19 protein-coding genes are annotated in these 19,663 nt (G+C 47.1%); 4 read left to right on the forward strand and 15 right to left on the reverse strand.

Annotation, left to right across the window (positions count from 1 at the left end):
• Positions 1-303 precede the first annotated feature (303 nt).
• The 5 genes from AB432_RS17050 to AB432_RS17070 form a co-directional block, all read right to left on the reverse strand.
• Positions 304-984, reverse strand: coding sequence for a metallophosphoesterase family protein (locus AB432_RS17050; RefSeq protein WP_048033301.1), 681 nt, complete (start codon positions 982-984; stop codon positions 304-306).
• Between the two features lie 173 nt (positions 985-1,157).
• A complete protein-coding gene (locus tag AB432_RS17055) occupies positions 1,158-1,805 on the reverse strand; it encodes a nitroreductase family protein (RefSeq protein ID WP_048033302.1) in 648 nt (215 codons plus the stop codon).
• 186 nt (positions 1,806-1,991) lie between these two features.
• Positions 1,992-2,312 carry a hypothetical protein gene (locus AB432_RS17060; protein WP_048033303.1) on the reverse strand — a complete coding sequence of 107 codons (321 nt, stop codon included), beginning with the start codon at positions 2,310-2,312 and terminating at the stop codon, positions 1,992-1,994.
• Between the two features lie 64 nt (positions 2,313-2,376).
• A complete protein-coding gene (parC, locus tag AB432_RS17065) occupies positions 2,377-4,872 on the reverse strand; it encodes a DNA topoisomerase IV subunit A (RefSeq protein ID WP_048033304.1) in 2,496 nt (831 codons plus the stop codon).
• 2 nt (positions 4,873-4,874) lie between these two features.
• On the reverse strand, positions 4,875-6,890 hold the full coding sequence (locus tag AB432_RS17070) for a DNA gyrase/topoisomerase IV subunit B (RefSeq protein ID WP_375154942.1): 2,016 nt from the start codon (positions 6,888-6,890) through the stop codon (positions 4,875-4,877).
• Positions 6,891-7,375: 485 nt separating this feature from the next.
• Here AB432_RS17070 and AB432_RS17075 point away from each other — a divergent pair, with 485 nt between their 5' ends.
• Positions 7,376-7,753 carry a YflT domain-containing protein gene (locus AB432_RS17075; protein ID WP_048033305.1) on the forward strand — a complete coding sequence of 126 codons (378 nt, stop codon included), beginning with the start codon at positions 7,376-7,378 and terminating at the stop codon, positions 7,751-7,753.
• Between the two features lie 68 nt (positions 7,754-7,821).
• On the opposite strand, the gene AB432_RS17080 is transcribed toward AB432_RS17075, so the two are convergent.
• The 8 genes from AB432_RS17080 to AB432_RS17115 form a co-directional block, all read right to left on the reverse strand.
• Positions 7,822-8,121, reverse strand: coding sequence for a DUF1292 domain-containing protein (locus AB432_RS17080; protein WP_007718819.1), 300 nt, complete (start codon positions 8,119-8,121; stop codon positions 7,822-7,824).
• Positions 8,122-8,260: 139 nt separating this feature from the next.
• Positions 8,261-8,473: a hypothetical protein gene (locus AB432_RS17085; protein ID WP_017249136.1), complete on the reverse strand. Its 213-nt coding sequence runs from the start codon at positions 8,471-8,473 to the stop codon at positions 8,261-8,263.
• Complete coding sequence (locus AB432_RS17090; RefSeq protein ID WP_048033306.1) at positions 8,463-9,329, reverse strand: ABC transporter permease; 867 nt, start codon at positions 9,327-9,329, stop codon at positions 8,463-8,465. The genes AB432_RS17085 and AB432_RS17090 overlap by 11 nt, the downstream gene beginning before the upstream one ends.
• Positions 9,326-10,258 (reverse strand): ABC transporter ATP-binding protein, encoded by a 933-nt coding sequence (locus AB432_RS17095; RefSeq protein ID WP_048033307.1) that lies wholly within the window; start codon positions 10,256-10,258, stop codon positions 9,326-9,328. Before AB432_RS17095 ends, AB432_RS17090 begins: the two co-directional genes overlap by 4 nt.
• Complete coding sequence (locus AB432_RS17100; RefSeq protein WP_048033308.1) at positions 10,252-12,480, reverse strand: hypothetical protein; 2,229 nt, start codon at positions 12,478-12,480, stop codon at positions 10,252-10,254. The genes AB432_RS17095 and AB432_RS17100 overlap by 7 nt, the downstream gene beginning before the upstream one ends.
• A 14-nt stretch (positions 12,481-12,494) precedes the next feature.
• Entirely contained in the window at positions 12,495-13,571 is a 1,077-nt protein-coding gene (locus tag AB432_RS17105; RefSeq protein ID WP_048033309.1) for a TolB family protein, read from the reverse strand.
• Entirely contained in the window at positions 13,568-14,122 is a 555-nt protein-coding gene (locus tag AB432_RS17110; protein ID WP_007718835.1) for an RNA polymerase sigma factor, read from the reverse strand. The genes AB432_RS17105 and AB432_RS17110 overlap by 4 nt, the downstream gene beginning before the upstream one ends.
• A gap of 137 nt (positions 14,123-14,259) precedes the next feature.
• The gene (locus AB432_RS17115) at positions 14,260-15,417 is read right to left on the reverse strand and encodes a trans-sulfuration enzyme family protein (RefSeq protein ID WP_048033310.1); all 1,158 of its coding nucleotides are present in this window, start codon (positions 15,415-15,417) and stop codon (positions 14,260-14,262) included.
• Between the two features lie 126 nt (positions 15,418-15,543).
• On the opposite strand from AB432_RS17115, the gene AB432_RS17120 reads away from it, so the two are divergent.
• Both AB432_RS17120 and AB432_RS17125 read left to right on the forward strand, forming a co-directional pair.
• Positions 15,544-16,239: a peptidylprolyl isomerase gene (locus AB432_RS17120; protein WP_048033311.1), complete on the forward strand. Its 696-nt coding sequence runs from the start codon at positions 15,544-15,546 to the stop codon at positions 16,237-16,239.
• Between the two features lie 227 nt (positions 16,240-16,466).
• The gene (locus AB432_RS17125; protein WP_048033312.1) at positions 16,467-17,090 is read left to right on the forward strand and encodes a cell wall hydrolase; all 624 of its coding nucleotides are present in this window, start codon (positions 16,467-16,469) and stop codon (positions 17,088-17,090) included.
• A gap of 259 nt (positions 17,091-17,349) precedes the next feature.
• Here AB432_RS17125 and AB432_RS17130 read toward each other — a convergent pair whose 3' ends face one another.
• The gene (locus tag AB432_RS17130; RefSeq protein WP_048033313.1) at positions 17,350-18,165 is read right to left on the reverse strand and encodes an SDR family NAD(P)-dependent oxidoreductase; all 816 of its coding nucleotides are present in this window, start codon (positions 18,163-18,165) and stop codon (positions 17,350-17,352) included.
• Between the two features lie 101 nt (positions 18,166-18,266).
• On the opposite strand from AB432_RS17130, the gene AB432_RS17135 reads away from it, so the two are divergent.
• On the forward strand, positions 18,267-18,578 hold the full coding sequence (locus AB432_RS17135) for a YfhH family protein (RefSeq protein ID WP_048033314.1): 312 nt from the start codon (positions 18,267-18,269) through the stop codon (positions 18,576-18,578).
• 46 nt (positions 18,579-18,624) lie between these two features.
• Here the strand turns inward: AB432_RS17135 and AB432_RS17140 are convergent, their stop codons facing one another.
• Positions 18,625-19,662, reverse strand: a complete 1,038-nt coding sequence (locus AB432_RS17140; protein WP_048033315.1) for an RCC1 domain-containing protein — start codon at positions 19,660-19,662, stop codon at positions 18,625-18,627.
• Between the last annotated feature and the right edge of the window lies 1 nt (position 19,663).

Here is a 19,663-nt window from a genome sequence, read left to right on the forward strand (position 1 = left end):
AGCAGTGGAATAAGGGCGACGATTAGAGTAACAGTCACATTACAGCGACTATGGCAGGGGAAATTGGTCATTGATTTGCAAATATTCACGTGGGCTAATATGATGGTAAACAATAAGAATATGAGTGAGTTGGGAATATTTTACTATCCCAAATATTAGAAGACAAGCCTTAAATTATTAATTTTTGCAATTTATTTAAATAAAAATTCATTACAATATTACTCTGAACTTATCTTGACGCCTATCAAAAAGGCTTTCAGCCGCTCTTTGCAAAGAGAGGTGAAAGCCTTTCGTTCTTGTCTATTACTCTACCGAATAAACCTTTCGGCTGGGCAGCTCCAAGCAATGTAGACGGCCACCGTATACGGCACCTCCGTCAATGCCGATGATTTTATTTTCGCCGTAAAATACATCAGGTTTACCGTGCAAATAACTGGTCGGTGTATGACCAAAAACAACAGTTTTCTCACCCTGGTAGCCTTTATGGAACTCATCACGTATCCACATCAGCAGGTACGGGTCGGTCTCTGCAACCGGAGTCTCGGGATGTACACCCCCGTGAACAAAAATATACTCATCGGTTTCATAATAGCAGTCCAAGCCAGCCAAAAATTCCAGATGCTCTTTGACTGAAGAGGTGATTTCCAAGGCCTCCGGTGCGCCAGACTCCGTATCTGCTGCGGCATGACCATAGCTCGCCAACGTCTTTTGTGCGCCGTTTCGGAACCATCGTTCGATAAAGACAGGGTCTTGCTCGAATGATTTAACCATCATATGATCATGGTTGCCCATCAACACGATTGCCCCTTCTGCTTGGAGCTGTTTCACCTTGTCGACGACCCCCTTCGACTCTGGTCCACGGTCTACATAATCACCTAGCAGGATCAATTGATCGTTTTGTGGATCGTACTGAACTTGCTCCATCAACGATTCCAGTTTCTCCAATTCCCCATGAATATCGCTGATTGCCAACAATCTTTTCATCCTACACCCTTCTTTCGCTCGTCTGCGGCTTCTCTTTCGTTACTGTCATGTCTCCCTATTGTACGCCCCCTTTCTCCTGATTGCCAGCATGTCTGTTCCTCGAAAGCTTGCAAACGCGAAAAAAGCCCAGACCCAAAATCCTATCAGGTCAAGGCTATTCCATTTCTCCATGCTTATTTACTTGGCATCTCATTCCAGAACGTAATCTCTTCTACATCCAGGCGAGTAGTCGGATGACCAGGCTCTGCCGCTTTGCCGACTGCAATCAACATGACCGTTTCATATTGATCCGGGATTTGGAAAGCTTCCTTGAATTTCTCGCTGTTATAGCCTCCCATTGGCACCGTGTCATACCCTCTTGCCTTGGCTACGAGCATCAATTGCATCGAGACGAGACCTCCGTCTACCAAAGCAATTTCCTTGATGATTGCTCGATCCCGATTCTCATAGCGCTTGTTGATGTTGTCGATGAGTGTAGCTTTTACTTCCTCTGTCATGTAGCCTGCTTCTACCGCTTTTTTGTAAATGCTCCCAGCTTGTTTGTAGCCCTCATAATCAGCAAGGACTGCAATGATCGCCGCAGCTTCTACCACCTGCTTTTGGTTAAATGCGATGGGGAGTAGCTTCTCTTTCAATGGCTGTTCATCGATAATCAAAAACCGCCATGGCTGGAGGTTAGAGCTGGAAGGTGCCCAGGTTGCTTCTTTCAGCATTTCCTTGAGTTCATCCCGCGAGATTTTTGCTGTTGGATCGTAATGACGTACGGAACGACGCTCTCGAATGACGTCCATAAAAGCCTTTTGATCGATGACTTTTTCCATGATTCCATCCTCCAGTTGTAAGGTTGCCAATTCAGTAAGTAACTAACTTTATTACACAACAACTCGTGTTCAAACTTTATCACATATTCCAATTTGCTGGCAATCTTTTTGTATGCAAAAAAACGCTTTGGCTAAACCGCTCGCATCCTGTCATGAATGCAAGCGCGTCACCAAAGCGTTTATTTGTTAAACCGGAGAAAAAGCGGATAGAACCGCTGGTTGTCTCACGGTGTCTCCATTCGGGAGCTCGACAACAAGATAGCCACTTCCTTCGTCCGCAGCTACTTCCCATCTCAATGAAAAAGCTTTGCGGCTAAATGCTTCCTCTTCGTCCAAACAACCGAGCATGGTCTTTAATGTGTCTGACGTAATCGGCACAGGCACACTTGCTCCTTGCTCTTGTGGAAGAGAGAGCAGTTTCGGCGCGTCTTCGAAATATTGCACAGTGTCGAGGAGCAGAGAAACCTGCTGCCAGCTCAGCGGTGAAACAAAGGCTTCAAACGCCATCTATTCATCATTCCTTTTATTCACGATGATTTCCATCGAACAGGCTAGCCTGGACATTAGGCGTTTACTGTTGTCCTGCTGTGCCAGCTCCGTCTCCTGAGCCCTTTGCAGTCGCTTCGTCCTTCGGTTCATCTGTCGGCAAAACGGTTTCAAAAGCAACTGCTTTTACCCCACCCTCCACCAGATGTCGGCCGATGCCACCTTGCTCGTTGACGATCACTTGCTCTGTCTCAACAAGGGTCCATTCGTTCTGCGACGTCCAGGCATAAACGGTTTCCTCGATGAACATCGCAACAAGCTCATGCGGATTATTTTTTCGTTTACGAATTAACTGTACGCCTTTGCCTGCGCGAGCCTGGAGGGGGATCGCAGCAATGGCTGTGCGTTTTACAACCCCTTCAGCCGTCAACAAGCTAAAGGCACGAGAATCGACTTCCTCAATCGGAAGCATCGTGATGACATCGTCGCCAGGAGCAAGTGCGATTGCTTTTACCCCGCTCGACGCTCTACCCGTTGCGCTGACTTCACTGCGCTGGAATCGAATGCCCATTCCATCCTTCGTAGCACCGAGTATCGCCCCGGCTTCGTCCGCCACAAATACATTCACAAACTCGTCATCGTCGGCTTTCAGCTTCGCAGCTACCAACGCACTGGAACGATTCGTTTCGTATTCGGACAACGCCGTCTTTTTCATCAAACCATTTTTACTCACATGGTATACATACAGCGGTTGTTTGAAGTTTTCTACGATCGTAAAACCAACGATCCGCTGATTCTTCTCCAACGGAATGATGTTGACGAGGGCGGAACCGATATCCTTCCATTTATCGTCCGGGAAGGCGTTGACCAGTGTGGCGAAGTATTTACCATCCTGAGTAAAGAAGAGAGCTGTGTGGGACGTATTCGTCTCCATGAAATAACGGACACGGTCCCCTTCTTTTACCCCACATGTCTCCAACGTTCCCCCCACTGATTTGAAGGAGCGCGGGCTCGTCCGCTTGATATATCCTTCGTTTGTGAGGGTTACGATGCAATCCTCTGCATTGATTTGCATCGCGATATCGATTTTGATTTCCTCGATTTCGCCCTGGATTTCTGTCAGGCGCTCTTCGGCGTATTTTTTCTTGATCTCGTTCAGCTCGCCTGTAATGACTTGAATCAGCTTTTTCTCGCTTGCCAAAATCGATTTCAATTCCTCGATTTCCTTTGCCAGCGTAGCCAATTCTTTTTCCAGCTTAACGATATCCAAACGTGTCAAAGAAGCGAGCTGAATGCTCAAGATCGCATCTGCTTGGTTTTCCGTGAAGCCGTATTTCTCCATGATGTTTTTCTTGGCATCTGCACGGTCTTCCGAATCCATAATCGTATCAACGATTTGACGCAAAATGGACTTGGCGCGAATCAAGCCTTCCACGATATGCTCGCGGTTTTGTTTTCGATTCAGATCAAATTGGCAGCGATTCGTGACGACTTCTTTTTGGTGGTCGATGTAAGCTCCCAGCAAAGCCTTGAGTCCCATCTGACGGATGGTTCCCTCATGAATCACGTTCATGTTGTAATTGTAATAGATTTGCAGATCCGTATTTTTGTACAGGTAGTTGAGAATCGCCTGCTCATCCGCTTCCTTGCGGATATCCACGACGATACGGACTTTTTTCTGCTCGGCCTCTTTCCGACCGGTTTCATCGCGAACCGCCAGTGCCCCCTCGATTTTGCGCTCCATTACGAGCTCATCGATTTGGCCGACGAGCTTCGACTTGACCACTTCGTATGGGATTTCGGAAATGACGATTTTTTTGATCTTGCCGCCTTTTGGCTCCTCTACATGGGTCTTCCCGCGAATGATGAATTGGCCACGGCCTGTCTCAAACGCCTTGCGAATTCCAGACAGCCCTTGAACAATACCGCCTGTCGGAAAATCTGGACCTTTGACGTGCTGCATCAGCTCATCCAGCGAGATATTCGGGTTCTTCATTTGTGCAACAGCCGCATCAATGACTTCGCCCAAATTGTGAGTAGGGATGTCCGTTGCAAAACCAACCGCGATCCCAGCAGCACCATTCACGAGAAGATTAGGAAATCGTGAAGGCAATACTGCCGGTTGTTGAGCCGAGTTGTCGTAGTTCGGGATAAAAGTAACCGTATCCTTTTCAATATCGCGCAAAAGCTCATTGGCCAATGCCGACAATCTGGATTCGGTATAACGCATAGCGGCTGGTGGGTCTGCGTCCAAGCTACCAAAGTTTCCGTGTCCTTGGATGAGCACCTGCCGCATTTTCCACCATTGCGCCATCCGTACCATCGTTTCGTAAATCGCCGAGTCACCGTGCGGGTGAAAGGTACCCATCACGTACCCGACCGTTTTCGCTGATTTCCGGTATGGTTTATCGTTCGTGTTGCCTTCTTGGTACATGGCATACAAAATACGGCGCTGTACCGGCTTTAGTCCATCACGAGCATCTGGGATCGCGCGTGAGAGAATAACCAGATTGGCATAGTCCCCGAAGCGCTTTCCCATAATCTCCGCGAAGCTCTGATTAATAATTTGATTGGACAACATGCTTATTCATCCTCCCCCACTTCAAAGGTGACGTGGTTCTCGATCCACTCACGCCGTGGTGGGACTTTGTCACCCATCAAAACGGTTACCAGCTTCTCACAGTGAGCGAGGTCTTCCAGTTCAACCTTAATGAGCTTGCGCGTCTCAGGGTCCATGGTTGTTTCCCAGAGCTGATCGGCGTTCATCTCACCCAAACCTTTGTAGCGCTGCACTTCAGCACCGCGTCCAGCCTTTTTCAACGCCTGTTCCAGCTCGTAATCGCTCCAACAGTAGATCGCCTCAGTCTGCTTGCCCTTGCTCTGCCTTTTCACCTGATACAATGGCGGTTGAGCAATATACAAGTGACCAGCTGCAATCATCGGGCGCATGTAGCGGAAGAAGAAGGTCAGCAGCAGCGTTTGAATATGCGAGCCGTCAACGTCCGCGTCAGACATGATGATCACTTTGTCAAATGCACAGTTTTCGATGGAAAACTCTTCACCAATATCGGTTTCAAGCACCTCTAGGATCGTGCGGAACTCTTCATTCGCCAATACCTCGGAAAGCTTTGCTTTTTCCGTGTTCAACGGCTTCCCGCGCAGACTAAACAAAGCTTGGAACTCTGAATTACGCGCCTGTTTTGCAGAGCCACCTGCGGAATCCCCCTCGACGAGGAAAAGCTCATTGCGCTTGGAGTCTCTGTATTGCGGCGGAGTAAACTTTTCCGAAATCGATTTGCGCTTTTTCGTGGTTTTGCCTTTCTTGTCGCCGCGCAGGGCTTCGCGTTGTTTGCGCAGCTCTTCGCGAATCTCAGCAGAACGCAACGCCTTGTCAATCAGCAGCTTGCCTATTTCCGGATTTTCCTCGAGGAAGAAGCCTAGCTTTTCGGAAACAATCTGTTCTACGATTGCCCGTGCTTCTTCGTTCCCCAGCTTGTCTTTTGTTTGGGACTCAAACTGGACGTCAGCCATTTGCAATGACAATACACCGAGGAAACCTTCCCGCAAATCGTTTCCAGTCAAGTTCGGGTCCTTTTCTTTCAAGTACCCTTTTTTCCGGGCAAATTCGTTAAAAATCCGGGTCGTACCGTTACGGAAGCCTGTGACATGAGTTCCGCCGTCCGTTGTTACAATCGAGTTGACATAGGACACCAGTGTCTCTGCATAGCCGTCATTGTACTGAAAAGCCAGCTCGACGTAGATATTGTCCTTTTCCCCTTCAAAGTAAACGATCGGATGAAGCGTATTTTTCCCCTCGTTCAAGTAAGATACGTATGATTTCAAGCCATCTTCGAAGTAAAACTCTTCCCGTTTCTTTTCAGGTCCACGCTCGTCTATTAAAACCATGCGCAGCTTTTTCAGAAGGAATGCCGTCTCACGAAAACGATCACGAATCGTCTCATAGTCAAAGCGAGCATTGCCAAACACCGCGTCATCCGGCAGAAAACGTACCGTTGTTCCTGTACGTTTGGTGGTCCCTGTGATTTCAAGACCAGTAACCGGTTTACCGACATGCTCAGTTCCATTTGCATCCACAACATATTCAAAGCGCTGCTTATGAATTTTGCCTTCCCGGTGGATTTCGACCTCAAGCCATTGGGACAAGGCCACAACGACACTGGAGCCTACCCCGTGCAAGCCACCACTTTTTTTATAACCGCCACCGCCAAATTTACCACCGGCGTGGAGCGTCGTAAAAATAACTTCTGGTACAGGTCGGCCAGTCTTGTGCATACCCGTTGGAATTCCGCGTCCATGGTCTTCCACACTGACACTGCCATCCTTGTACAAAGTGACGATGATGCTATCGTTAACGCCGGCAAGCGCCTCGTCTTTGGCGTTATCTACAATTTCCCACAGCAGATGATGCAAGCCACGCGAGCCCGTGGAGCCTATGTACATTCCAGGCCGCTTTCGAACGGCAATCAAGCCTTCTAAGACCTGAATATCTTCTTCCGTATACGTTAGTGTTTGCTGTGTTTCTGTTTCCTTCAATCGCGCTCTCCCCTCTACTCTTCGGACACGTAGAAAAACGATCATGCCTTTTTTACTGATGGCTAGGGTCGTATTCACCTTTTTTGAAAAACGCCGAGATGATTCAATCCCCATGAGAGGAACGTTTTCCTAATAAAAGCGAACACTTAATCGCTATTGTACCGTATGGTTCCCATAGTATTCAACGCCAGTAGCAAAATGGGGCAAAAAAGCCACCTCGCCCCTAGCGAGATGGCCGATTCTTCTCAGTATTCCTCGTTTCTCATTTCGTTCTGTACATGACATGCATATTCCATCAATTAGTGTAGCACTAATGGTGAAGATTGGTCAAAACGAAAAACCAAAACATCTGTTTCCCTTTCTCTATTTCTTCCCCCATCATCGTAAATCCTGCTACGATCATGGAAAATATGTCAATTGTTCTTACGTAGCGTTATCAGTTTGCCTCAGGTATTTCCATTCATCCGCACTTTGGCTATGGGCATCCTAGTAAGGCATCGATTCCTGAGGCCAAAAAGGGGGGAATACTTTTGATCAGTGCTACCAAGCCGTTTGTCAAATTCCATAAGTATGATGCTGAGCTAGCTTCTGATGTTCATGCGTTAAATGCTGCCGGATACAACAGTGATGACATCTGGGTTTTGAAATGGAATCCTGATAAAAATCACTCGAATCAACGAAACAATTTTTATAAATACAGTACCCACTTTGAAAGTGCCGTCGGTCACATTGACAGCATGGCGCATTTCTTTGACAATGGCGGTAAAGAACTCCGTACCCGTCTCGAAAAGCTTGGTCTTACCAAAGACGAGTGCTCGGCATTGGTTCGGGAACTGCAAGACACGGACTATACATGCCTTCTCGTTGTACGAGACCTTAAGGATAACATTATTAAAATGAATGACTGATCGACCGCATGAAAAAGCCACTGCTTGGGTTCTAACGCCAGCAGTGGCTTGTTTCCTTTATAGCGGGATTACTTGTCTTCTTTAATGAGTTCGATGCCTTCCAGCACTTCGTTCAGCTTCGCGTAAACAGTGCTCTCCTCGTCCTCTTCCAATGGTACCATTTCGCCGCCGTCCACTTGGAAAACGAAGATATCCACTTCTTCATCTTCTTCGCTTTCTTCATCTTCCACAGCTTCAGCCAAGGCAATATATTCTTTACCGTTCAGGTCGAACATAGCCAATACTTCGAAATCCCCCAACGGTTCACCGTTTTCATCGTCCAATGTAATGATATCGCCCAATTCGAGGTCTTTGTTCTCTTCTGTCAATGTGTTCACGTCCTTATGCTGATATTCGTACTCTGTTCCATCATACCGTTTTTTTCCGGGAGAAGCAAACAGGCGAATAACTCCGTGCTTTCCCTGTCCATGAAAAACAACCTACCACGTTAGGCAGGTTGTTAGCTGATTACTCACTATACTCTTGAAGAACACCTTTTTCAAGCAAAAATGCTTCTTCTGCCTGAAGAATAGTCACGATCGCTTCGCGTTTGACATACATTCCAGCAGATGCCAGACGGCTCTCAATCGCACGAAGCAGTTCTTCAAAATCAATGATCTGCACATCTTGATCGCTCACAAAAAAACCTCCCTTTTCCCATGCACCTTTCTCATTGTACACGAACAGGTCGTTTCTTCCAACTCCACCATTTTCGGCGGATTGGTTTTAACAAATAAGCGCTCCAGATGACGAGTACAAAGGAAAGAACCACGTACACACATGAGAAAAACAACCACGGTGCAAATCTAATGTCATTGGATTGATCGAAGGACTCGCCTAAAATGTCGAACAACACGATAATAGGGTTCGTCCCAGCCAGCATCTGCAACTCATACATGTTCCAAACATTCGAATTGATGTATCGTTCTGGATATGTCTGTTGCAAGGACTCACCGATAAAAAAGAACAGCAAGCCAGTACCTACCACAAAAAAGAAGGCAATGCCGTATGTGGTAACCGTCGAGATCGACGTTCGTTTAATCCATGTGGAGCAGAACAACCCCAACGACCCGAGAAAAAACATGTTCACCGCGAGAAATAGGACGAGCTGGGCCATTTGTTCCGGGGAGACACTTCCGTACAGCATCACGATACTGTACAAAGGCATCGAGGCAACCAAGAGCAGTGTGGAGAACGCCAAAGACGTAATGAGCTTGCTCAAAATAATCGTGCGCGTCGACAACTGGGTCGTCAGCAAAATAGGCAAGGTCTGGCGTTCTCTCTCTCCACTGATCGCTCCAGCAGTCAAAGCAGGTGCAACAAAGCAAACCATCGCGTAGTGTATCCCCGCGGAAATCAGAAACAGATCCCGGTTATCCCCTAACGATTCGGCCTTTAAGGGGTCCATGAGCAAAAAGCCCATCGGTATCCCCCCCATGACAACCAAGTAAACCACTAAAATTAGCATGGTCTTTCTTGAGCGGAATCTGTCCCGCATTTCTTTTACCAAAAGAGGATTGAACAAGAAGTCGCTCACTCCATACCGACTCCTTCCGTTATCGCTAAGAAGACGTCTTCTAAATCTTTCTTGGAATCGCCATAGTAGACGACTGCGACCTGCTCATCCAGCAGTTCTTGAAGCAATTCAGCTTTTTGTTGCTCCGTCCCTTGAAAGTAGAAGCGAAAGCCTCCCATATAGTCTGTCAATTGATGGACATACGGAGAGCTCGCTAATAGAAGTCCGGCTTTGTCCAAATTCCGCAGCGCTCTCAGTTGCATCCGGCTTTGTCCTGTGTCCCGGTTACTTACCTCATGCACAGAACCATACGCAATTAATCTTCCTTTTTCAATGACACCAATATCATCACACAGCTCAGCTAGCTCCGGCAAAACATGGGAGCTGATAATAATTGTCTTGCCCATTTCGCGCAGTTGCTTCATAATCTCGCGCAATTCGATACGAGCTCGCGGGTCCAGTCCTGACGCGGGTTCATCCAAAATCAGCACAGCCGGATCATGTACGAGACAACGCGCTAATCCCAGACGCTGTTGCATACCTCGAGACAAAGAATCGACAAAAGCGTCTGCTTTGTGAGATAAATTCACCAACTCCAAAAGGTCACCGACGAGTGCCCGTCTTTTGGAGGCAGGAATTTTGTACGCTCCGGCATAAAACTCCAAATACTCCACCGCTGTCAAATTGTCATATACGCCGAAAAAATCGGGCATGTAGCCAACAGACTGACGTACACTCGCAGGATCTTTTCGTACATTGTAGCCACAGACAAAGGCTTCCCCTTCACTCTGTTCCAGAAGGGTAGACAAGATGAGCATCGTAGTAGATTTTCCGGCCCCATTTGGACCAATGAAACCGAACACCTTTCCTCGCTCGATGGAAAGGTTCAAATCCGTCAATGCTTGCAAATTGCCGTATCTTTTTCCTAAATGAACGGTTTCGATTACCATTTCCGTACCCCCTCTACCTGGAAAATTGGCTCTGGTAGAGCTAATCGCGACGTTCCATTATGGGAAAAACGAAGCAATACTGTTTGATTTGGCGTCAAAACTTGCTGGAGTTCATTATCGAGGACAAGTCTCGTCCCGCGCTCAACAGGTATCCATCTACCGCTCTTTTGGTGGAAGTATTCGATCCGGAAAGGCTTGAATGAGCTGTGATTCAGCGGAACCGTTATTCGCTTCATATTGATCGCCGCTTTATCGGTACGCAATTCAAACGTAATACTGCCCTTCCCAAGCTGCCAAATGTACCCGGTGCTGTCGAAGTCTCCTGTCATTTCATACATATCGGCATCAAGCAGGCCATAAGGACAAGTCACTAGACCTTGTTCATTCGGCTGGAATTGAATAGGCTGCTGAATGACATTCCAGTAATGCGATTGGTGAGGCACTTGCATTGTCATCAGAGGAAGAGGCTCTGTTGTTGTGCCGATGATACTTACCTGATTCCCCTCTTCATAATCAACGACTCTTTCCTGCATTTCTTTGATTCGTTCTTCCAACGTCTGCAATTCGTTTGTTGTTTGTTGTTTTCTTGGCATAAACAAAGGTTCAAGCACACTGTCAATCTGCTTTTCCTCGCCCTTTTTCAATGGCCCAAGCGAAATTCGCTGATAACCTATTTCAATATAAGTCTGATCATAGGCAAACTCCGTATTGTTTTTCACGTGCCCTTGCAGACGATTCTCATTGATTCGCAAGGAAGTTTCAAAAGCACCCATATCATGCTTTACCCCGATACCAATCGCCTGTTTCGGTGTCAAATAGGGAAGATTGCGGAAAGAGAGAACCTCATCGCCAACCATTAATCCCTCTGGTCGATAATCATTTCTCCCCAATGTTAAGGGTAGTGCAACAATCGAAGGTTCAAGCTGAACATCGTATTCGTTTTGATCCACCCCCAAAAACGTTGCGGCTGAGCGAACATGCGCCAGAGACTCATCTAATATGTCGATCTTGGTTACGGCGTAGCTGGTACTCGTTTTCACGACAGCAGGCTTTCCAACCGCGAATATAGCGACGGTCAAGAAAATTCCTCCAACCGGGATGACTCCCCACGCCCATTCAGGTTTTCTGATTCTTTTCAGAACGAAGTATGTCACTGGTGCGAGTACAATTGCATAGCCGCCCCATAACGCCACCATCCAGATCGGTGGAGGAGTCTGTACTTCAGGAATCTTCTTGCTCAAGTCAAGAAAAGGCCGGGTCATTTGATCCATATAAAGCTTTTCTTCAAAAATCTTCTTGGCACCATGCTGGATCATTGCATTTTGCCACAGCTGTGGATTGAATTGCCACGATGCCAACGGCTCTGCTGTCACATCATAGTTCACAAATAGCAGCAATCCTCTGCCGTACGATTTTGACACAAATAAGGGAAAGTCACGGTTGTATACACCGATTCTGCCATTTGGCGCGACTTTCGCAATGTCATACTCACTTAATGCTTCCTGTAGCTCTATATTACCAGCTTTTCCGGCTTCCACAGGGAGGATATCAGCAAACCGCTGGATCATCCCATCTTGATTGGGACCTGCGGAAACAACCACGATCCCTCCTAGCTGAATCCACTCCTTGATTGCTGCCATCTGTTGATCATTAATCGTGGAACCACTATTACCAGCCAGTGCTAACATGTCTATGTTTTCGTAAATCCACGATTGGTCAGGTAACATTTGTTCCGTGAGATTTTGAACGGACAAGGGGCGATTCATTTTGGATTGTGATTGATTGACGGCTAGGAAATGAAACGCATTGCCCTCTTCGCTGATTACCCCAATGGTGCGCCCGTCTGTTGGATAAGGGATACGCAGCTTTTCGCTTTTGATAACTTGACCGTTTTGCGTTACCTGGACGTACCAATCATCGAGCACGATTTGGGAAGGCATATCAAAGTACACGGTTGTACTCTTTCCTTGCTCGAGCTTTATTGGACGCCGAAGCGTTAATTCATTATTTTTTTTGACTTGTCGCTGCGATAACTCTACAGCCCCAGTGAAATCCTGTTCTTGGCTGGTTACCTTTACGTTTAATCTCATCCATGATTCATATTTGACAATACCACTTAAAGGTATCTCGAATTGTATGTCTACGTTGCTCTCTGCCATAGCTGGGCGTATCGAAAAGCTAAGCCATGTGATGACAAAGATTAACACCCATTTCCATCTCATGCTTGTTCCTCCGCTCATTTTCGTGACGCCAAAGAGATATCCAGTTGTTGCAACTGATCATGACGTGAGATAAGCAATAAGTGCTTACCTTTGTTTGCCCAGTTGCCTTTGATCAGCTCTTCAGATGACTGGTTTCGCAATGGTAGCTCGCGTGTCACAAAAGGCTCTTCACTCACGTTTACTTCCATCAGCGTTCCATTTGGGTGTGTATAGGTCAATCGCGTATCGGAGCTCCACGATGCCCACTGTCCCACTGCAAGTGAGGTAACTTTCCCCGTCCGCATTTCCATCAGCTGTACTTCACCGGCTTTATTGAAGGCAAGCAAGCTTCCATCTGGTGACCATTCAGGCTGGGAGCCTTCTACAAGCTTCCATTCCTGGAACGATACTGTGCTGCTCACCCAAATTTCTTCGACGCCATTTTTAGAGCGGGTAAAGGCAAGCGAATCATCATGTTCAGACCAGCTTGGTGAAGAGTATAATACCCCTTCTTCTTCCTTCAGCAATCGGCTGCTTCCCATGCTGTAAGTCGTTGGCATCTCCACAATCCATATCCGCGATAATTTTTTATCCTGCTCGACGACAGCGATTTGCTTCCCAGAATGAGACCATGCTACCCCCGTATATTTTCCTTCGGTTGGCGGCAACTTGATCGTGATTGGCTTTAATTCCTCATCGATCGGAATGGTTTTCAGCTCTGCATTGTTATGGATATAAGCTAGCTGAGTGGCTTTCTGGTCAATATCAACAAGCTCCACGGTTGCTTGTGCTGGCAGCTTAAGTACTTCATGCTCTCGAACGGCAAGAGAGGTATTGTTCCACCACACAAATCCGCCTATGGCAAGGATTAGAGCAGCAGCAGCGATTCCGCTCCATACCAACCTCCCCCATTTTTTGGGTGCGGCACTTGGAGCTTTTGCCTGCTTGGCTTCAAGATCTCTCATTTTCTGGAGCAATTGTTTTTTGAGGTCTGATTTTAACTGATAGTTGACAGGAACCGATCCGCGCATCTGCTTCAAATGGGCTAAGAGCTGGGTTACAGTCTGATCATCCGATTGATGATCCTGGGGGTGCTTCTCCTCTTCTCTCATTCGGAGTCCCCCCTCTCATACATCTTCTGAAGTTTTTGTAATCCGCGATATGAAATCATTTTGATACTCGATTCTGTTTTGCCAAGCACCTCAGCTACCTGACTGATTTTGAGGTCAGCAAAATAGCGGAGCATCAACACGTCTCGTTGATCCTGAGATAACAAGTCCAGTCGATCACGAAGCTGACGAATCTCTTCATTCGTCAGCGCCTGCCGTTCTGGCTGCCATGTGTCGTCCGGTTCTGCTCCTAGAAAATCTTCCTGGTCGACCGGTAACTCCCTGTTTTTCCGCATAAAATCCACATATGTATTGTGAGCAATACGAAAAATCCATGATGCGAAAGGACTCGTTCTGCTATATTGCTCGAATTTTTCTAGCGCTTTTAAAAAGACCACGGTGGTCAAATCATCGGCATCCCACGTACTCTGAACCCGGCATCGTAAATACCGGTTGACGCGATCAAAATATTCGTCATACAGTTCCGTAAATGGACGAGATTCATAATAATCTCCGGATGATGGCCCCGACGGTTGCTTCATAGCCATTCCCATTTGCGTTTTCCTCGGTTTCTTCCAGACTGAAGCATGTTCTCAGAATGGGCTTTCCCCACTGCATCCTGAGACTACTCTAACTAAGTATTACGTATTTCTTAGGTAGAAAGTTTCATGATGTGGCAAAGTTTTTTGAATTATTTACCTAATGCAGCATCTAATGCTAACTGAATGTCGGAAACAGCCTCGATTCCGACCGATAACCGTACCAGGCCCATCGTAATTCCCGTTTCCTTGCGCTGCTCTTCAGAAAAAGCACGGTGGGACGTCGTAACAGGATGAGAAACACTCGTCTCCACACCAGCAAGAGACGGAGCCAGCTTGATCCAGTCAAGTGCCCGGTAAAAGTCGTAGATCTTCGTCTCGTCTGTGAGAACAAAGGATACCATTGCTCCCTGCTTTTGCCGTGAAAAAAAGAAAGTATCCGTAGGACTTGGGTAATACACTTGCCCAACTGCTGGATGCTCACGAAGAAACGCAGCAATCTGGCTAGCATTATCGCATTGACGCTCCATTCTCACTGCCAATGTTTTCAAACCACGCGATGTCAACCAGGCCTCAAAGGGACTGAGCGATGCACCGTAGTTGGCTACGATCTCTGTGGCACGCTTGATTGTCGCCTGTGCTCCAACCAGAGCACCTGACGTCACATCGCTATGTCCACCTATGTATTTCGTTCCACTATGTACCACGAGATCTGCTCCGAATGAAATGGGTTGTACCAAATACGGGGTCGCAAACGTATTATCCACCATGACGGTTAAGCCAAGACTTTTTGCTTCCTTGATCCAGTAAGGCAGATCGACAACAGTCAATAGCGGATTGGTGATAGTCTCCAAGAAAAACAGCCGCGTAGTTGGGCGAACATGATCAGCAAGCTTTGTCTTTTGGCCAAGCTGGATGCATGTAAGCTCGATTCCAAATCGCGACAGCTCCTTGTGCAGTAGAGCGTAGGTACCGCCATAAATTTCATGGGAAGCCAGCACGTGATCTCCAGGAGAAAGAACGGCAAGTAAACCCGCCATGATCGCTCCCATACCGGAGGCAGCACTGACACCTGCTTCTGCACCTTCTAAAGCAGCGATTGCACGAGCCAACTCCGCTTGGTTGGGATTGCCATTTCGGGTGTACAAGTAGTCTCCTTCGCCGACGTAGTACTGTTCTACTTCTTCCAAGCCTTCGAAGGCAAAAACAGAGGTTTGATAAATCGGTGTAGTTTTGCTTTTTACTCCCCGCAAAGGGTCATGTCCGATATGTACCGTTTTGGTCTCAAATCGCTCTGCCACATTGATCACCCTTTTCTCCCAATCATACCATGCGAGATTGGAAAGGAAACTAGCGGATTGGCAAAAGCTCGACTATTTGTGTTATAATTCGAAACCGAACCACCCAACAGTATGAAACAAAGGAAGGTGCATAAGATGAGAAAGATGATGACAACTCTGTTCACATGTCTGACGGCAATCGCCTTGGTTACGGGTTGTTCCACAGGAAGCAATGAAGCCGCTCCTAATCAGCCGACTACGCCAGCAGAGAAACCAGCATCCAAGGAGCCAGCTAACCCACCGGGCCCAACCGGAGAGAAGAAATACGAGAAGGCTCCGGCAATGCAGATTGACAAAGCAAAGGACTATCAAGCAAAAATCACTACTTCCATGGGTGACATTACGATCGATCTGTTCGAAAAGGATGCGCCAATTGCTGTCAATAACTTTGTTTTCCTCGCAAAGGACAAGTTCTATGACGGCATCACGTTCCACCGCGTCATCAAAGATTTCATGATTCAAACAGGCGATCCATTGGGTAGTGGCATGGGTGGCCCTGGTTACACGTTTGAAGACGAATTGAAAACTGGTCATAAATACGAAGCAGGCGTGGTTGCCATGGCGAATTCCGGTAAAAACACAAATGGTAGCCAATTCTTCATTGGTTCCGGACCTGACGTGACAGGATTGGACAACTCTCCGAATTACACGATTTTCGGAAAAGTTACGGGTGGCATGGATGTCGTTCAAAAAATTGCCGGAACAAAAGTAAAGAAAAACCCACAAACGGGTGAACCAAGTGTTCCTGAGCAAACGATTACCATTAAATCCATTACGATTACAGAAAAATAAGAGCAGCCTCAAACTGCACACGAAAGCCACTTTCTCAACGGGAAAGTGGTTTTTTTATAGAAGGAGTATCCGTTCATGAAAACACTTTCATAAATTTCTCGATTTTGTAAATAGTTCTATGGAACCAATTCCCTCTTGAACCATCCCCATAAGATCGCTAGACTTGCAAAAGACCTGATTCGCTTCCGCAATCAAAACGCAAAAAGCGAAAAGGAGTGGTTCACACCATGTTGACACGAGAAGCGCCAACGCGCTTTTTCTTCTTTTTGAACAGTATTGGCTTGATGCTGTTATGTTTATTTGTCACACCGACAAGTGCAATGGCACCACAGCCAGTACAAATCCTACCTGTTCTCGGTAGTGCACAGGCGCCATCGGAACAAGTTTCGAAGAAGGAAAAGAAAACAACCACATCTGCTACAGCAACAAAACGCGAGTCTGTGCAGGTTAGTCGTGATAGTCGCCCAAAAGTGGTTCGCAATGGAAAAGTGAAGGTTTCGGAAAGGGATATGGAACTGCTCGCCCGGTTAGTGTATGCGGAAGGCCGGGGAGAACCGTATGAAGGACAGGTAGCGATTGCTGCCGTTGTATTGAATCGGGTTGCTTCAGATGAATTTCCAAATACGGTACGGGAGGTTATTTATGCTCCCAATGCGTTTTCGCCTGTCCATGACGGCAATTTGACACATAAATCAAATGAAAGCACGAGAAAAGCGGTCCAGGACGCGCTGAACGGGAAGGATCCGAGCAATGGTTCCTTGTACTTCTTCAATCCGGATACGGCTACATCGAAATGGATTTGGTCACGCCCTGTAACGGTAGAAATCGGTAACCATCGTTTTGCTCGTTAACAAGTTACTTACAGATAAAAGATTTAATAATGCTTTATTTTTATTTAATTGATACTTTACTTTTACTTGCTATGTTGTAGGTGTAAGCACTTTTTCAACGCATTGAGAAAAAGTTCGATTATCTTCTTTGGATGACTTTTTAACGTAAGCATGTTTAGATCGATCATTCAATCTGAGTATGCCTACGCTAATAGCTTTGATTGATTGACTGTTTTGGGTGAGAGCAAACCAGTCATAGAACAATCAGTCGTTCTTTTTCTCAATCGCCCCCAATAATTAGGCATTCCCAACTGGGAATGCCCCTTTTTTTATCAAACCCGTATATAGACATGCCGCCATCAACCGAAATGGTTTGGCCCGATATGTATGAAGCTGCATCAGAGGACAAGAAAATCGCTGGTCCTACCAAGTCCTCGACATCCCCGATTCGGCCACTCGGGGTTCGCTGCAACACCTCTTGGACGAACGCTTCGTCGCTAAGCAAGCTCTCTGTCAGTGGCGTACGAAAATACCACGGTGCGATCGCATTTACGTTGACGCCAAACTTGCTCCATTCTAATGCCAGCACCCTTGTCATCTGGATGAGCCCCGCTTTGCTGGCACCATACGCGACACCCGTACGAAGCGCTACTACACCCGCGACCGAAGCGATATTGACGATTCTGCCATAGCGCTGCTCGCACATGTATTTGCCAGCAGCTTGACTCATGAAAAATGCTGCTTTCAAATTCAAATCCACTACTCTGTCCCACTCTTCTTCCGTTACCTCATGAGCTTTTTTGCGGATATTCATACCTGCATTGTTGATCAGGATATGAACACCCCCTAATCCTTCGACAGCTTGCTTCACAATACGTTCCGCTGCATCAGACACAGTCAAGTCAGCCTCGACGGGGAAAGCCACTCCGCCTTTTGCTTCAATCTCCGATACCACTTCTTGCAAATCAGAAGCTGTTCGCGAGACTACCGCAACCTTGGCACCCGCTTCTGCGATTCCCAACGCCAGTGCCTTCCCAATCCCTCTTCCAGCACCTGTTATAATTGCTTTCTTTCCATGCAAATCAAAACGTGTCATTTTCGAAACGACTCCCCTTTCGTTCCCTTAGGGATTCTGCATCCATCGCCTTTTCCCTTGTCTTTTGCTACAATATACCTGTATGGAAAGGGGGCAGTCCGTTGCGTTTGTACAGTCAAATGACACTCGCCGAGCTGCAGGAGGAAATGGAGCGCCTGCACGTCGAAGCGAAAGAAAAAAAGAAGCTTGGTGATCACTCACAGCTTGCGATCATTACACAAAAGTACTTCATGGCGAAATCGTACTATTTAGGAACGGGTGAGTTCCGAATCGGCAGCAAATACAGCGTGCCAGACTACGATCAGCCGTTTACAATTGATTATTTCAACGGCGTCTTTGCTTGGGGACGTTTCCCTGATTCGGACGAACAAACAGGTTTTCCAGTAGGAATGCTGGAACTGTGGTTTGATTAATGTAAGGAGCTTGTTAGACCTCAATTCAATGAGGTCTATTTTTTTATTACTCTAACCAAATCTTTGGCTTCTCGCCGAGCTTCCAGAACCAAATGCGCCCATCCTCGGTTTTCGCTATCGTTACGTCTGTTCCTGCTGCAATTGCAACGACTCGTTCCATCACTTGGACAGGGGTCGTACCTACCGTTTTCCCCCATAGCCACAACGTATTATCGTTCCGGATTGCCGCCGAATGCGATGCGCCAGTAGCAACCATCTTGGCATCGTGGAAAATTGTCCCCCAAGTTGTCGCTTTGTCACCGAGTCCGTGCGTGCTGAGCGGTCCGAAAATATTGCCCCCCGTACCTTGCACGTCTCCATTCTTTTTCAAGAGGATCGCATGACCGGTGTGCCCTTTGACCTGGACGGCATCCTCAGCGACCTTCATATAATCTGGCGTACTCTCCAGACGGCCATCTCCGTACTGACCTCTGTGGGCAAGACCTTTCACGAATACGTGTCCTTGCTCCGTTATGTAATAGTCTGCTCCGTCCCCAATGCTCGCGTACGCAATGCCTCCAGAAGCAATTTGAACCCCCTCTTGATCCGGGGCTGCATATCTCCACAGGCTTCCGTCTTTTCTAATCACGAACAATCCGGTTTTTCCAGCGGAGAAGAAGGAAACATCGCGCGTAACCTCCTTGGCATCTCGTACTTCATCCGTCCACGAAACTAGCGTACCGGAAGACAATAAGGCGTAGCTCACTTGATCACTTACGCCTACTTGTATGGCGTTGTCAAGCATAAGCTTCGGCTTTTCATTGCCAGTCCAGCCATATACTTTCCCATCCTTCATGGCGAGATGCCGATCGTAATAGGAGGCAAGCTCAGTTGAGCGGTCAGGCTTATGAAAGCGTGAAAATTCCGCCTTATTCGAACGCTCACCTTTTGTTGTTGTGTTGTTTAGCGGCGTAAGGGATTGTCCTGACTCAGGTGCAGACGAGGCTTTTTGGAGAAAAGGCATGAAGTCCTGAACCGTTCCGAATCCGATTAGGACAAAGATCAGAATGAGTCCGGTTATTATGGCTGGCAATCGACTCTTCATG

The organism is Brevibacillus brevis, from assembly GCF_001039275.2.
Lineage (GTDB): Bacteria > Bacillota > Bacilli > Brevibacillales > Brevibacillaceae > Brevibacillus > Brevibacillus brevis_C.